Source organism: Parasphingorhabdus pacifica (assembly GCF_054779195.1).
On sequence record NZ_BAAGYS010000021.1, the window covers coordinates 1 to 15,557 of the forward strand.

A 15,557-nucleotide genomic window follows, 5' to 3' on the forward strand; every position below is an offset into this window, starting at 1 on the left:
CGTTTTGAGAACCGGAAGCCGGAGGAGCGTCGGGATAAGCCGCGCTTTGAGAACCGGAAGCCGGACAAGGACGCGCGCCCCGGGCGAGATGGCGGCAGGTCCGGTGGTCGACGGGATGACCGGTTCCAGAATCGGAGCAACGAGCGGTCTCAGGACAAGCGCTCCGACAGCGCCGAACCGCAGGTCGAGAATCCCGCGCCCGAGTTGCCGGAGGAGATCGAGCCTTCCGAATTGGACGGCGAGGTGCGGCGCGAGATGCGTTCGCTCCCCAAGGGGTTGGCGGACAAGGTAGCCAAGCACCTCGTGGCAGCGGGCAAGTTGATGGACACCGACCCGGAACAAGCACTCGTGCATGCTCGATACGCGCGGCAACGAGCTTCGCGGATCGCCTCGGTTCGGGAGGCCAACGGGCTCACCGCTTACGCGGTTGGTGAGTGGAGTGAAGCGCTGTCCGAGCTTCGAGCCGCACGCCGAATGGCCGGTGGTGCGGGCCATCTGGCGATCATGGCGGATTGCGAGCGCGCGCTCGGGCGTCCCGAGAGGGCGATCGAGATCGGCCGAAGTCCCGAGGCCGCCGAGTTGGAAGGGCAAGAGGCGGTCGAACTCCGCATCGTCGCGGCGGGCGCGCGTCGCGACTGCGGCGAGATCGAGGCATCGGTCGTCGGGCTGCAGATCCCGGAGCTCGACCCGAAGCAACAACAACCCTGGAGCGCTCGACTCTTCTACGCGTACGCCGACAACCTGCTCGCGGCCGACCGGGTGCAGGAGGCGTTCACGTGGTTCGTCCATGCTGCGCATGCTGACGACGAGGGCGATACCGATGCGCCCGAGCGTCTCGACGAACTCGTCGTCCGACTCGGTGGTCCCGAAGTCGCCCAGGAACTCGTCGACGAAGTCGAGGAGTCGCTGCCGGAGGAAGCAGAGCCGGAGGAAGCAGAGCCGGAGGTGCAGGCAGAGGTGCCAGTAGAGGCGACGGATCCTTCGGACGGAGGGTCCGAGGAACGGTGAGTACGCCCTTACTGGACGATCACGATGTCGTCCTGCTGGATCTGGATGGCACGGTGTATCGCGGAGGCGAGCTCGTTGCCGGCGCCAAGGAATCGATCGACGATGTCCATGCACGGGACGTGCGTGTCCGGTACGTCACCAACAACGCTTCGAAACTGGCGCAGAACGTCGCGGACCACCTGACGGTTTTGGGGCTTCCGGCCGACGCCGTGGAGGTCAGCACCAGTGCGCAGGCCGCTGCGGCGGTGCTCGCGGCCGAACTGCCCCCGCGGGCCAACGTGCTCGTGGTGGGTTCGTCCGCGCTGGAAGCGGAACTCGCGGAGGTGGGGCTCACTCCGGTTCGGGAGAACTCGGCCCGGCCCGACGCCGTTGTCCAGGGACATTCAACGGATACCGGGTGGGCCAATCTGGCTGAGGCGTGCCTGGCCATCCGGGAGGGCGCCTTGTGGGTCGCGTGCAATGGCGACGTGACGCTCCCGACCGAGCGTGGGGAGCTCCCGGGAAACGGTGCGATGGTGGCCGCGTTGCGCGCGGCTACGGGGTGCGAGCCCTCGATCGCGGGCAAACCCCAGCGCCCCCTCCTGGCCGCGGCGGTCACCTCCGCCGCGGCCAGGAGGCCCCTGATGGTGGGGGACCGGCTCGATACGGACATCGCGGGCGCGATCAATGCGGGCATGCCGTCCCTGATGGTGCTCACAGGTGTGAACGGGCCCGCTGACTTGCTGTCCGCACCGGTCGAACTCCGACCCGGATACGTCGCGGCCGACTTGACGGCGTTGCACCGTCCGGCGACCGAGTCGGCGATCGAGGGACAGACGTCGTGGTTCGTGGAGGTCGGTGCGGATCGGTTGGTCCTCGAGGCAAGAGACGCCCACCGGGGAGAAGCATTGGGTGCCTTGCGTGCGTTGTGTGCGGCGTGGTGGGCGGTTGGTGGCTCGGGTCTTCCCGACCTGATCGCCCGAGACGACGTCTCGAAGCGAGCGTTGAGGCAGCTCGATCTGAACTGACCGAGTCCACGCCGTTCGGCATCTGCGCGTCCGCGCTGGGCGTCCGATAGCGTGGAGCATGTCGTCATCCTTCGACGACGGGATCGAGGGAGCAGGAGGAGATGACCTCTCCGGGGCAACAGAGCAACGGTGCCGTGCCGAATCCCACGGTGCTCGCCAAGCCGAACCACGAGGACGAAACGCGGTCGGCCGAACAGGCCATCAGTACCGCGCTGAGTGGCCTCGAGGATATACGTCAGCTCCCGGTCTCGGAGCACGTCGAGCGGTTCGAAACGCTGCACACCGCTTTGACGGAGGCGTTGACCACGGCGGAGAACCTGAGTTCCACTTCGAACGGCTATGGGGGCTGACCAGTGCCACGCAGGGCGCGCTTGGACGCCGAACTGGTCCGACGCGGACTCGCCAGGTCGCGGGAGCAGGCGTCGGAGCTTGTCGATGCGGGGCGGGTGACCGTACGGGGAATGGTTGCTCGCAAATCCGCCACCGCGGTCGGGATCGATGCGCCGATCATCGTGGCCGAGGATGTCGACGATCCCGGATGGGCTTCGCGCGGGGCGCACAAGTTGCTCGGAGCGCTGGAGGTTTTCGAACCGGAAGGGCTCGTGGTCGACGGGCGACGTTGCTTGGACGCGGGAGCCTCGACCGGCGGGTTCACCGATGTGCTGTTGCGCCGGGGCGCCGAGGAGGTCGTGGCGGTCGACGTCGGCTACGGCCAGCTCGTGTGGAAGCTGCAGACCGATGAGCGCGTGACCATTTGTGATCGCACCAACGTGCGGTCGTTGACTCCGGACCAGGTCGGGGCCCCGGTGGATCTCGTCGTCGCCGATCTGTCGTTCATCTCGCTCAAGCTCGTGCTTCCGGCACTGGCCGCGTGCGCGAAACCGGACGCGGACTTCGTCCCCATGGTCAAACCACAGTTCGAGGTCGGCAAGCAGCGACTCGGCTCGGGCGGAGTGGTTCGCGATGCCGATCTGCGCGCGGAGGCGGTGCTGGAGGTCGTGAAGTTCGGGCTCGACAGCGGATTGGGTTTGCGAGGCGTGGCGCCCAGTCCGCTGCCGGGGCCCTCGGGAAACGTCGAGTACTTCGCCTGGCTGAAGGCGGGGGAGCACACGGAACTCGACGAAGCGGAAGCGCTCGTGCGGCAAGCCGTTCACGACGGGCCGCAGAACTCGCACAAGCACGGTGCTGACAAGTCGGGTGTGAAAACCTCGAGTGGTACGCAGCAGGAGAGTGGCACTTGACGCGAGAAGTGCTCGTGGTGGTCCACAGCGGGAGGCAGTACAACCTGCGTACCGCGGAGAAGGTCGCCGAGAAGCTGCTGGGTGCGGGGCTACGGGTGCGGGTGCTGGAAGAGGAGGCGCCTGAACTCGGTTCGAGCTGCTACACCCGGACCGTGGAGAACGGTCCTCTTGCCGCCCAGGGCGCCGAACTCGTGCTCGTGCTGGGTGGCGACGGCACGCTGTTGCGGGCGGCGGAGCTGGCACGTCCGACCGGTGTTCCGGTGTTCGGAGTGAACCTCGGGCGGGTCGGTTTTCTGGCCGGTGCCGACTCGGATGCACTGGACGATGCGGTGAACGCGGTCGTGGACGGCCGTTACCACGTCGAGGAGCGCATGACCATCGATGTCGTGGCCAGCCTCGATGGCGAAACGCTCGCGACGACCTGGGCGTTGAACGAGGCCAGCGTGGAGAAGAGTAGCCGGGAGCGGATCCTGGACGTGATCGTCGAGGTGGACGGTCATCCGGTATCGGCCTTCGGGTGTGACGGTGTGCTTTGTTCCACGCCCACCGGTTCGACCGCGTACGCATTCTCGGCGGGCGGGCCGGTGGTGTGGCCGGAGGTACAAGCGCTACTGGTGGTACCGAGCAATGCGCACGCCCTGTTCGCCAAGCCTCTGGTGGTCTCCCGGGATTCGCTGGTCGCTCTCGAGATCGACCAGTACGGCCACGACGCGGTGCTCTGCTGTGATGGGCAGCGGCACTTCGACCTGCCCCGAGGGGCTCGTGTCGAGGTGGTTGCCGGACGCCGTCCGTTGCGATTGGTTCGGTTGTACGACACCGCGTTCACCGACCGCCTGGTCGGCAAGTTCGAACTGCCGGTGCAGGGATGGCGTGGTCCGGTGCGGGACTGACAGCGACACCGCTACTGGAACGTTTTCGAACCTCTGTGCGGGTCGCCGTGGTTGATTCGAACAGGTGATCGCACCGTTCTGAGGTCGGTTTTCGCCGGCGTCTGGATAGTGGACCCCGTCGTCGTGGAGCAGCGCCCCGGCATCGTCGGATGTGGGGTTCACCGTGGTGCTCCCCCATGGCGGGGACTGTGCGACTAGGGTGCTTGATGTGTTGGCGGAGATGCGCATCCAGGGCCTGGGAGTCATCGATGACGCCACGCTCGATTTGCACCCGGGCTTGACCGTGGTTACCGGCGAGACCGGCGCAGGCAAGACCATGGTGGTCACGGGGCTCCACCTGCTGGGTGGCGGGCGTGCGGACGCGTCGAGGGTTCGAGCGGACACCCCACGAGCGCTGGTGGAAGGTCGATTCGAAACCAAGAGGGAGTCTTCCGCGGTGGCCGTGGCGGCGGATGCCGGGGCCGAGCCCGACGAGGACGGCAGTCTGATCGCCCTGCGGAGTGTGAACGCCGATGGACGCTCCCGGGCGCACCTGAGCGGGCGTTCGGTGCCGAACTCCGTGCTCTCCGACCTGGCCGACCAGCTCCTGGCCGTACACGGGCAGAACGATCAACTCCGGTTGTTGCGCACCGGTGAGCAGCGGAGTGTGCTGGACCGCTTCGCAGGCGCCCCCGTTGCCGACGTGCTCGTCGACTATCAGCAGGTACGCCAGGAGTGGACCGACGTGGTGCGGGAGTTGACCGAGCGCACCGAGCGTTCGCGAGAGCTCGCACGCGAGGCTGACCTCCTCCGGTACGGGCTGTCCGAGATCGACGCGGTGGCTCCGGAGCCAGGCGAGGACAAGGCACTGGTGGACGAGGCGCGAAGACTCGCCGATGTCGATCAGCTGCGCGAGATCGCTACCGGCGCGCAATTCGCCATGAGCGGGGCCGCGGACGGTGATCCGGATTCTCCGGGCGCGCTCGGATTGCTCGGTGACGCGCGGCGACGCCTCGGATCGGCCGAAGACCCCGCCCTGCGAGATCTCGAACCGCGGGTGGCCGAGGCCGCCGCAGTCCTCGCCGATGTGGGCGCCGAGCTCGGTGCGTACCTGGATCACCTCGACGCTGATCCGGGGCGGCTCGAGCAGGTGTTGGCAAGGCAGGCCGAGCTCAAGCAGTTGACGAAGAAGTATGCCGCCGACATCGACGGAGTCCTGGCGTGGGCTGCCGACGCCAGGACTCGCCTCGAGGGGATGGACACCTCTGAGGAGGCGTTGGCGGCGCTGGCCGAGAAGCGGGACGAGCTGGCGGGCAGAGTGGCGACGCTCGCGCACACGTTGTCCCAGGCGCGGCAGGAGGCGGCAGGCAGGCTTTCGACCGCGGTGACCGAGGAGCTCGCGGGGTTGGCGATGTCGCAGGCTCGCCTCGAAGTGGGCGTGCAGGTCAAGACAACCGACCCGAGCGATACGTCCGCGCTCGTCGTCGACGAACGTACGGTGCACGCGGGTCCCGAGGGGATCGACGAGGTCGAGCTCCGGCTCGTCGCACACTCCGGCGCGCCGGCGTTGCCGATCCACAAGGGAGCTTCCGGCGGCGAACTCTCCCGCGTGATGTTGGGCCTCGAGGTCGTACTCGCCGGTGCTGACACGGTGCCGACGCTGGTGTTCGACGAGGTGGACGCAGGTGTCGGTGGGCGTGCGGCGGTCGAGATCGGTCGTCGCCTCGCCAAGCTCGCTCGGACTCATCAGGTGGTCGTGGTGACGCACCTGCCGCAGGTCGCCGCGTATGCGGATCGGCACCTGGTCGTCGACAAGGGGTCCGCAGGAGGTGGCCTGACTCGTAGCGACGTCCGCACCGTCGCCGACGAACGTCGGGTGGCCGAACTTGCGCGCATGTTGGCCGGGCTGGAATCCACCGAGACCGGACGAGCACACGCCGAGGAACTGCTCGCCACAGCCGAGAAGTACAAGGCGGATGTTTCTGCCGCTGGGCGTGCCTCGAAGGGTGGTGCGACGAAGGGCGGCGCTCGAAACGCCGGGGCCAGAACGGCGGGCGCGAAACGGGACACGGGCGGTGTCGACGACCGGGAGCCGGGAGGGCAGTAGGCGAAGACCGGCCGGTGGATTCGACCTCCGGCCGTGCGCGCAGGCCGCCGGTGCTGCAAATGGCCGAACGCGTTCGGCGTGGCGGAGTGGCGAAGGGTGATCTGTTTGTCACCATCGGCGCATGAAACTCAGCGGTCTGCTTGCCCGCAAGGAGGAAAGTCTCCCCGGCGTCACCGGCATCGCCAGGGTGGAGCGGCGTTCGGGTGATCTGCTTCGCCGGGTCAGTTCCGGCGACATCGCCGTCATCGACCAGGTCGACCTGGACCGCCGCACTGCGGAGGCGCTGGTCGCGGCCGAGGTGGTCGGCGTCGTCAACGTCGCGCCGTCGATTTCGGGACGGTTTCCGAACCTGGGGCCGGACGTCCTCCTCGCCGCGGGCATCGCGCTCATCGACGGAGTCGGTTCCGACGTGCTGCACGAGGTCAAGGATGGGGCCAAGCTGCGCATGCACGAGGGCTGCGTCTACCTCGGTGAACGTGAGGTGGCACGCGGCGAGGAACAGAACGCGGACTCGGTCGCCGATCATCTGATCGAAGCGAAGGCCGGGATGTCCACCCAGCTGGAGGCGTTCTCCGCCAACACGATCGAGTTCCTCCGGCGGGAGCGCATGCTCATCCTCGACGGGATCGGTGTACCTGAACTCACCGTGACGCTTGAGGGGCGGCACGTGCTGGTTCTCGTGCCCGGGTATGGCCATGCCGATGACCTCAAACGCCTCAAGCGCTACATCCGGGATTTCCGGCCGGTGCTGATCGGCGTGGACAGCGGCGCCAACGCGCTGCGCGCGGCGGGTTACCGGCCGGATGTCGTCGTGGGCGATCCGGAGGGGATCGAGACCGCGACGTTGAAGTGCGGTGCCGAAGTCGTGGTCCCCGCACATACCGATGGTCACGCTCCCGGCTTGGAACGCATCCAGGACCTCGGTATCGGCGCGGTGACCTTCCCCGCCTCGGGCAATTCCGAAGACCTGGCGCTGCTGCTCGCGGACGCGCACGGGGCGAGTCTGGTCGTGACGGTCGGCTTTCAGGCCACGTTGCACGAGTTTCTGGACCGTGGGCGGATGGGCTCGAACCCGTCCACTTTCCTCACCCGCTTGAAGCTGGGCGGCAAGTTGGTGGACGGCGGTGCGGTCACCAACCTACAACGCAACCGAGTTTCGGCAGGTGTGGTCTTCTGGCTGCTGTTCGCGGTGCTGCTCGTGGTGTTCGTCGCCTTCGCGACGTCGGGCTTCGGTTTCGCATACCTCGACGTGATCGCAGATTCGGGTGACCGCCTTCTCTCATACTTCAAGGGGTTCTTGTGATTCCGTTTCGCTACCACCTCGTCTCGGTCACCACGTTCTTCCTCGCCCTCGCGGTCGGAGTCGTGCTGGGGTCCACGTCGCTCAGCGAACGGCTGTTGTCCGTCGTCAGCGATGAACGTACAGCGCTGAAGCAGCAGGCGACCGAATTCCGCCAGGAGAACGAGGACTTGCGGGCAGAACTCGCCGGAGCTGACCGCTTCGGGCGCGCCGTCGGTTCGATGGCCGTTCGCGGCAAACTCGACAACCGCCGGATTTCGCTGGTCAGCTCGTCGGCGGTATCCGAGCACGAGCGCAAGGCGATGCGGCAGAAATTGGAACAGGCGGGAGCCACCGTTGCGGGCGAGGTGCGGATGACCGATCGCATCACCGATCCCGGTGAAGCCGATCAGTTGCGCAGGATGATCGTCGGGCTGCTGCCCGCGGGTGTGCAATTGCCCGACACCGCCAATCCGGGGACGTTGCTGGGCGGCTTGCTCGGGCCGTTGACGCTGCTCGACCCGCAGACCGGAGAGCCGCAGGTGTCGGAGCGGGAAAGAGTCTCCGTCGTGGCAGGCATGACGGATGGTGGGTTTGTGCGCTTCACCTCGGATGGCGAGCCTGCTGAACTCGCGGTCGTACTCACGGGTGGCCGGGTGGAAGGCAACGACGCGGGGACCACAGCGTCGACCCTGGCGCGGTTGGCCGCTGAGTTGGACAACTCCGGTTCGGGCGCCGTCCTGGCCGGTCGGACGGGCTCGGCAGCCGGCAACGGGGCCGTCGGTGTGGCAAGGACCGATCCGGCTTCCGAAGCAGGTTTGTCTACAGTTGACAACACGGACGCTGCCTTCGGGCGGGTCGCGGTCGTGCTCGCCTTGGCCGCGGAATGGGAGCGCCGGTCCGGCCACTACGGACTCGCCGAAAACGCGCAGGGCGTGGTTCCGGGGGCGCGAGACTGAACCATTCGGTTCCGCTGCTGCGCGCCGAGGGGCCCCGGAGTCGGTGGTTCGGAATTGGGCCGTTGGTCGTGCCGGGCGACACCGTCGGGGAGGTGCCGCCCGGCCATGTGACCCAGCGTGCATCGGGGAGGGGAGATGCGCCGGGTCGGGTTTGTGGGTCGGTTCGGGTTCGGCGGTCGGGCTCGGAGGGGTTGGCTCGGAGGGCCTGGCTCGGGTCTGTTTCGGGTTCTGATTCGGGATTCTGATTCGGGGTCAGGCTCGCCGATCGGGTTCGGCGAGCCGTGACTCCATGATGGCGTCGAATTATTCGATTTGCCATAATTCGACCAGGTGATATTCCTTAACGATGCCGTTGGTGCGTCGCAAGCTGGCCCTATGACATCGGGTTCACCGCAGGTGCCACAGTCCAGGCCAGAGGATCAGCAGGCACGGGACCAGCAGGCACAGGACCACCCGGGCACGCGACCGGACGAATCATCGGACCGGTCACCCGGAGGACGCGACGGTCCTGGGGATGGTGGGACGGCGTCTTCGCTCGCCGAGAGTTCCGCTGAGGCCCTGGGCGGCAGGGGCAGCGCCGCCGCGAGTCCGACCGTTCGTCGACGGGTCCTCGCCGCGGAACTGAAGCACCTCCGCCGGGCGGCCGGCCTGACGCACGTCGACATCGCGAACCGCCTCGGATGGCAACAGGGGAAAGTCAGCAAGATCGAAGGTGCGAAGCAGGGCGTCGGCATCGATGCGGTGATCGCGCTCGCCGAGGTGTGCCACGCCTCCTCCGGGCAACGCGATCGATTGGTGGAGCTCGCCCGCACGGCACGCACGAAGGGGTGGTGGGAGGCCTACGGAGACGTGCTGGGGCCGGAACAGCGGACCTACGTCGGTCTGGAAGCCGATGCGGACGCTCTCACCGCTTTCGCCGCTGAGAGCGTGCCGGAGCTGCTGCGGACCGTGCCGTACGCCGAGGCGGTGCTGCGGGCTCACGGAGGTGGAGACGGCGAAGCGGATCGGCTGGAACGCGCCATCGAGGTGCTCGTGCAACGGCAACGGAACGTACTCCGGCGCGGTAAGCCGAATATCGATGTGCTGATCTCGGAGTCGGCTTTGCGCAGGGCGGTCGGTAGTCGGCAAGTCATGCTCGACCAGTTCGAGTGGTTGACCGCATCGGCGGCCGGAGGCGATATCGCGCTGCGGGTGATCCCGTTCTCGGCGGGTGCGTTGCCTGCGGATTGCCCGTTCTCGCTCCTGGAGTTTTGGTACGACCCGCATCCAGCGGTCGTGTTCGTCCCCGGCGAAGGCACCTGTGCGCACGTTGAGGACTCGGTGGAGGTGGATTCCTTCCGTGCGGAGTTGGCGGACCTCCGCTCGTGTGCGTTGGATCCAGACGCTTCGGTGGAGTTCGTCCGGGAGGTCCGGCGCGAGATCGAACTGGGCGGTCCGACATCGCCCAGGACACGTTGCTGATCACGCGCCGGGGCGAAACGCTCGGTCGACATCGGCGTATCCCGGGGGCTGTGCAGAGGGAGTTCCGGAGCAGCGGTCCCCGACGGAGCGGGCTGATCGTTCAACGGTGCGAAGGGCATCCATCGCGACCGGTCGGGCCGTGGTGCGCCCCTGATTGGTGGTGCGTTAGGCTGGAATCCCGTGGGAGCGACGGATGCAGCCGTCCTGCCAGCGCAAATACCTAGCCCGGCGACGGCTTTGACCACGGGGAGCCTTCTTGGTGCCGCAAGCACGCACGATCAAGCACGTGTTCGTTACTGGGGGCGTGGCCTCCTCATTGGGTAAGGGGCTCACCGCCTCCAGCCTGGGCGAGCTGCTGACCTCCCGCGGACTGCGGGTAACCATGCAGAAGCTCGACCCCTACCTCAACGTTGACCCTGGGACGATGAACCCGTTCCAGCACGGTGAGGTGTTCGTCACCGAGGACGGTGCCGAAACCGACCTCGACATCGGGCACTACGAGCGTTTCCTGGATCGGAACCTCACCAGGAACGCCAACGTCACCACCGGCCAGGTCTACTCGTCGGTGATAGCGAAGGAACGCCGTGGTGAGTACCTCGGCGACACGGTCCAAGTCATTCCTCACATCACGGACCAGATCAAGGCCCGCGTCCGGGCGATGGCCGAACCCGACGACGACGGTCGGACGCCGGATGTCGTCATCACCGAAGTGGGTGGCACGGTCGGCGACATCGAGTCGTTGCCGTTCCTGGAGGCCTGCAGGCAGGTTCGTCACGACGTCGGGCGGGACAACTGCTTCTTCCTGCACGTCTCGCTCGTGCCCTACCTGGCGCCTTCGGGCGAGCTCAAGACGAAACCGAGCCAGCACTCGGTCGCCGCGCTGCGCAACATCGGTATACAGCCGGACGCGCTGGTGTGCCGGGCGGACCGCGAGCTGCCGGAGGACCTCAAGCGCAAGATCGCGTTGATGTCCGACGTCGATTCCGACGGGGTGGTCGCCTGCCCGGACGCACCGTCGATCTATGACATCCCGCGTGTGCTGCACGCCGAAGGACTGGATGCCTACCTCGTGCGCCGGCTCGGATTGCCGTTCCGGGATGTGGACTGGACGGTGTGGGGCGATCTGCTCGACCGGGTGCACAAGCCGACCGAGAAGGCGCGCATCGCGTTGGTGGGCAAGTACGTCGACCTTCCCGACGCCTACTTGTCCGTCACCGAGGCGATGCGGGCCGGCGGGTTCGCGCACCGGGCGAAGGTGGAGATCGTGTGGGTCCCCTCCGATGTCTGCGAAACGGAGGCCGGTGCGGCCGAGGCGCTCGCGGGCGTGGACGGCGTTCTGGTTCCCGGTGGATTCGGGGTTCGTGGCATCGAGGGCAAGCTGGGCGCGCTGCGCTATGCCCGTTCGCACCGGATTCCGGCCCTCGGGCTGTGCCTGGGATTGCAGTGCATGGTGATCGCTACCGCTCGTGATCAGGTCGGGTTGGCGGGAGCGAACTCCACCGAGTTCGAGGACGACTCTCGGCACCCGGTCATCAGCACGATGGCCGACCAGCACGACGTGGTCGCAGGTGAGCGTGACATGGGCGGAACGATGCGCCTGGGGTCGTATCCGGCGAAGCTGGAATCGGGCTCGATCGTGGCCGAGGCGTATGGGACGACCGAGGTGGCCGAACGGCACCGGCACCGCTTCGAGGTCAACAATTCCTACCGGGACCGTTTGTCCAAGGCGGGGATGGTGTTCTCCGGTACGTCGCCGGATGGGCGACTTGTCGAGTTCGTGGAGCTGGACAGGGAAGAACACCCGTTCTTCGTCGGTACCCAGGCCCACCCGGAGCTCAAGAGCCGGCCGACGCGTCCACATCCGCTGTTCGCGGCCTTCGTGCGCGCGGCGCTGGACTGCCGTACCGGAGACGGGGGCTCGTCCGAGCTGCCCTCGGGGGACGGCTCCGAGGATTCGGGACCGGAGAGCGCCGGTGCGGAGAGCTCGGACCCCGAAGCCGAGACAGCGGACGCTTGACCTCACGGGGCGTGCGAAGCTGGCCGGGTGAGCACGGAGGAGAACCCGGTTTCGACCGGGGACGAGGTTGCCAGGACCGACGGTGAGCACCGGTTCACCGCGGTGGCCAGTGAGGACGTCTACGTCGGCAAGATCCTCGCGCTGCGCGCGGACCACGTTGCGATGCCCGGTGGTCGTAGTGCGCGGCGCGAGGTCGTCGAGCACATGGGTGCGGTGGCGGTGGTGGCCCTTGACGAGGCCGACCGGGTGGTGTTGATCCACCAGTACCGGTATCCGCTTGACCGGAGGCTTTGGGAACTGCCCGCGGGCCTGCTCGACGTCGTCGGCGAGGAACCGGTGCGCACGGCCCAGCGTGAACTTGCCGAAGAGGTCGGACTTGCGGCGGACGAGTGGTCGGTGTTGGTTGATCTCGCCTCGTCCCCGGGTTTCACTGACCAGGTCGAGCGGGTGTTCCTGGCGCGCACGTTGACCGAGGTCGATCGGCTGCCTCCGACCGGGAACGAGGAGGCGGACCTCGTGGTCCGTCGCGTGGACCTCGCGGATGCGGTCGACATGGTCTTGGCGGGGGAAATCGTCAACGCGCCTGCCGTGTCGGGGATTCTCGCGGCGCACGCGCTTCGTCGAAGTCGAGTGCAGCAGCGGCCACCTGAGGCCCCGTGGCGGGACCGCCCGTATCGGTTTGCCGCGCGGGGCGGCAGTTGAACCGCGGGGGGGGGCGGTCGACCGGGCGCCCTCAGCGGTTTCAGGATCCCAGCTGCCGTCCTTCGGAGTCGGTGTTTTCACTGTTCAACAGGCTGATTCCGTCGACTATGCACCAGATCACCGCGGGGATCGCGCCGACGCCGCACAGCACCAGCCCCGATGTGAAGGCGATCAGCTGACCGGCTGCGATGCCGGTGTGCCCGGTGTAGAAGCGCCCGATCCCGAACGGTAGGAAGATCTGTAGCAGTCCGGCCGTCGTTTTCGATTTGGGCGAGAGTGGCGGATAATTCCCCGTTCCCGGGTGCATCGGTGGCGTCCCGTACGCCTGTGCGGGGTATGGCGCCTGCGCGGGGTGCGAAAAGTGCGCGGGGTGCGGAGGGTGCGTGGTGTGCGGCGGTGGCATACCGACAAAGGGGTGTGGGCCCGGTAGATCCGCGAACAACGAGTGCAACTGCCCCGCGGTGCGCGCCTCGGTGGCCGCGGTCACGCGTTCGTCGAACTCGTGAATGTCGATTCGTCCCCGCGTGTAGTGCTCCCCGAGAGCGCGAACGGCTTCTTCGCGTTCCTCGTCTCCGATGCGTGGTTCATGAGGATTGCCGGATTGGGTCACCGCACAACAATAGCGATCACCTGCCCGCTGTTGGGGACGATCACGGCTGATTGGGTGGTGGCTCCCTCTATGCTGCTGACACCCCCGCACCCGGTTGGAGGAGTCCACGATGAAAGCCTTCGAGGATGTGCCTGCTGGTGTTCGGGCCGTGATCACGAGCTATCTCGACCACCTCGCGGTGGAACGGGGGACCGCTCGCAGCACCCTGGATTCGTACGCCCGCGATCTGCGGCGCTACGCCGACCACCTGATGGAATGGGACGTGTCGTCGCTGGGCGAGGTGCGTGCCGAACATCTCGCGGGTTTCCTCGCGCTGCTGCGGGAGGGTGCGGGAGAGCGGCAGCCTTTGGCGCCGTCCTCGGCGGCGCGTGCGCTGGTGGCTGCTCGCGGATTGCACCGGTTCGCGCATTCGGAGGGGCTGTTGGAAGCGGATGTCTCCCGTGAGGTCTCACCTCCCAGCCCGCCCAAGCGCTTGCCCAAGGCGCTGCCGGTGGAGGACGTGCTTCGGTTGCTCGATAACACCGGTGGGTCGGACATTCGCGGATTGCGCGATCGTGCGCTGCTGGAACTGCTGTACTCCTCGGGTGCGCGCATCTCCGAGGCGGTCGGAACCGATGTCGACGACGTGGATACCGAGGAGCGAACGGTGTTGCTCGACGGCAAGGGCGGGCGTCAGCGGGTGGTGCCGGTCGGCAGGCCTGCCCTGACGGCTTTGGACGCCTACCTGGTGCGTGCGCGCCCGGTGCTGGCCGCGCGGGGGCGGGGTGATGCGGCGATCTTTCTGAATTCCCGCGGTACTCGGTTGTCCAGGCAGAGCGCGTGGAACGCGTTGAAGGCGGCGGCGGACCGGGCTGGGGTCACCAGCGGGGTTTCTCCGCACGTGCTCCGCCATTCCTTCGCGACACACCTCCTCGAGGGCGGTGCGGATGTCCGCGTGGTGCAGGAGTTGCTGGGGCACGCGTCTGTGACGACGACCCAGGTTTACACGATGGTCACGGTGAACACGCTCCGCGAGGTCTTCGCGACCGCACACCCGCGTGCGCATCAGCCCGCCGCGGCCGGCGACCAGTCGTGATGGCGACAAACCGGGGGAGATGTGTGATCGGCGTCGAACCGCGAGTGATTTCCAGAGGTCCGCAGCGGAGCCGAACGAAAAATGTGGTTCCGGTCCCGCGCGACACACTGCCGGAATGGGTCGCGAATCGGGTTCGTGGCGGTAACGTTGGCATTTCCGGCGCACCGGCGAGGCGCGTTGCCGCTGGTAGCGAATGCCGCATAGGCTGAGTTGAGCAGTACAGGCAGACAAGGAGTCAGATCGCGATGTCGACACCGCAGCCCTCCGCCGACCGGCGGTCCCGGGGCGCTGTCGACCTGAGCATCGCCCCGGACAAGAGCGATGGGGCTACCGGTGGATCCGGCGCGTCGCAGGATGAGCTCTCACCGGGAGTGGGGCCGACGGGCAGGCCGCTTCGGCGAATCGCAGAACCTCCTCTGTTGGACAAGCACGGGCCTGCATCGGTTCTGGCGATGTGCAACCAGAAGGGCGGTGTCGGGAAGACGACTTCGACGATCAATCTCGGTGCCGCGCTGGCGGAATACGGTCGCCGGGTGTTGTTGGTCGATTTCGATCCGCAGGGAGCGCTCTCGGTGGGTTTGGGCGTGCACCCGCACCAGCTCGACCACACGATCTACAACGTCATCATGGAGCGGGCGGTCGGTGTTCAGGACGTGGTCATGCAGACCACCGTCGAGGGCATGGACCTGCTGCCGAGCAACATCGATCTGTCGGCGGCCGAGGTGCAATTGGTCGCCGAGGTCGGCCGGGAGCAGGCGTTGGGTCGAGTGATCCACCCGGTGATGAAGGAGTACGACTACATCCTGGTCGACTGCCAACCGTCGTTGGGACTGTTGACGGTGAACGCGCTGGCGGCTTCCGACGGGGTGGTGATCCCGCTGGAGTGCGAGTTCTTCAGCTTGCGCGGGGTGGCGTTGCTCATCGACACCATCGAGAAGGTCCGTGAACGGCTGAACCCCAAATTGGAGATCAGCGGTATCCTCGCGACGATGTTCGACCCTCGTACGCTGCACTCGCGCGAGGTCATGGCGAGGGTCGTGGAAGCATTCGGCGATGTGGTCTTCGACAGTGTCATCAACCGCACAGTGCGGTTCCCGGAAACGACCGTGGCCGGAGAACCGATCACGCGGTGGGCACCGCGTTCGGCCGGAGCCAACGCGTACCGCGCGCTCGCTCGCGAGGTGATCGATCGATGACCGGCGGAGCGATCGCGGGGGCGGTG

The 15,557-nt window shown here is 67.1% G+C and carries 13 protein-coding genes and 1 pseudogene; 13 read left to right on the top strand and 1 reads right to left on the bottom strand.

The features are described from left to right. From ACYVAN_RS23250 to ACYVAN_RS23300, 11 genes and pseudogenes are all read left to right on the top strand, one after another. A partial coding sequence (locus ACYVAN_RS23250) for a hypothetical protein (RefSeq protein WP_460963103.1) occupies positions 1 to 1,008 on the top strand: 1,008 nt, incomplete at its 5' end. Beyond that, entirely contained in the window at positions 1,005 to 2,015 is a 1,011-nt protein-coding gene (locus ACYVAN_RS23255) for an HAD-IIA family hydrolase (RefSeq protein ID WP_460963105.1), read from the top strand. The genes ACYVAN_RS23250 and ACYVAN_RS23255, both read left to right, overlap by 4 nt. Positions 2,016 to 2,116: 101 nt before the next feature. Further along, entirely contained in the window at positions 2,117 to 2,365 is a 249-nt protein-coding gene (locus ACYVAN_RS23260) for a hypothetical protein (protein ID WP_460963107.1), read from the top strand. Between the two features lie 3 nt (positions 2,366 to 2,368). Further along, positions 2,369 to 3,256: a TlyA family RNA methyltransferase gene (locus ACYVAN_RS23265; protein WP_460963109.1), complete on the top strand. Its 888-nt coding sequence runs from the start codon at positions 2,369 to 2,371 to the stop codon at positions 3,254 to 3,256. Continuing rightward, entirely contained in the window at positions 3,253 to 4,146 is an 894-nt protein-coding gene (locus tag ACYVAN_RS23270; protein WP_460963111.1) for an NAD kinase, read from the top strand. The genes ACYVAN_RS23265 and ACYVAN_RS23270 overlap by 4 nt, the downstream gene beginning before the upstream one ends. A gap of 208 nt (positions 4,147 to 4,354) precedes the next feature. Next, on the top strand, positions 4,355 to 6,232 hold the full coding sequence (gene recN, locus ACYVAN_RS23275) for a DNA repair protein RecN (protein ID WP_460963113.1): 1,878 nt from the start codon (positions 4,355 to 4,357) through the stop codon (positions 6,230 to 6,232). A 121-nt stretch (positions 6,233 to 6,353) separates the two neighbouring features. Beyond that, positions 6,354 to 7,535, top strand: coding sequence for a putative cytokinetic ring protein SteA (steA, locus tag ACYVAN_RS23280; RefSeq protein WP_460963115.1), 1,182 nt, complete (start codon positions 6,354 to 6,356; stop codon positions 7,533 to 7,535). Next, positions 7,532 to 8,470 carry a copper transporter gene (locus ACYVAN_RS23285; RefSeq protein WP_460963117.1) on the top strand — a complete coding sequence of 313 codons (939 nt, stop codon included), beginning with the start codon at positions 7,532 to 7,534 and terminating at the stop codon, positions 8,468 to 8,470. The genes steA and ACYVAN_RS23285 overlap by 4 nt, the downstream gene beginning before the upstream one ends. A gap of 375 nt (positions 8,471 to 8,845) precedes the next feature. After that, the gene (locus ACYVAN_RS23290) at positions 8,846 to 9,931 is read left to right on the top strand and encodes a helix-turn-helix domain-containing protein (RefSeq protein ID WP_460963119.1); all 1,086 of its coding nucleotides are present in this window, start codon (positions 8,846 to 8,848) and stop codon (positions 9,929 to 9,931) included. Between the two features lie 259 nt (positions 9,932 to 10,190). Continuing rightward, positions 10,191 to 11,825: pseudogene (locus tag ACYVAN_RS23295) on the top strand (CTP synthase); the annotation flags it as partial. A gap of 150 nt (positions 11,826 to 11,975) precedes the next feature. After that, positions 11,976 to 12,650: an NUDIX domain-containing protein gene (locus tag ACYVAN_RS23300; RefSeq protein WP_460963121.1), complete on the top strand. Its 675-nt coding sequence runs from the start codon at positions 11,976 to 11,978 to the stop codon at positions 12,648 to 12,650. 40 nt (positions 12,651 to 12,690) lie between these two features. Here the strand turns inward: ACYVAN_RS23300 and ACYVAN_RS23305 are convergent, their stop codons facing one another. Then, the gene (locus ACYVAN_RS23305; RefSeq protein WP_460963123.1) at positions 12,691 to 13,260 is read right to left on the bottom strand and encodes a DUF1707 domain-containing protein; all 570 of its coding nucleotides are present in this window, start codon (positions 13,258 to 13,260) and stop codon (positions 12,691 to 12,693) included. Between the two features lie 109 nt (positions 13,261 to 13,369). Here ACYVAN_RS23305 and ACYVAN_RS23310 point away from each other — a divergent pair, with 109 nt between their 5' ends. Then, positions 13,370 to 14,335, top strand: a complete 966-nt coding sequence (locus ACYVAN_RS23310) for a site-specific tyrosine recombinase XerD (RefSeq protein WP_460963125.1) — start codon at positions 13,370 to 13,372, stop codon at positions 14,333 to 14,335. Positions 14,336 to 14,580: 245 nt separating this feature from the next. Further along, the gene (locus ACYVAN_RS23315; RefSeq protein ID WP_460963127.1) at positions 14,581 to 15,531 is read left to right on the top strand and encodes a ParA family protein; all 951 of its coding nucleotides are present in this window, start codon (positions 14,581 to 14,583) and stop codon (positions 15,529 to 15,531) included. The last annotated feature ends 26 nt before the right edge of the window (positions 15,532 to 15,557 follow it).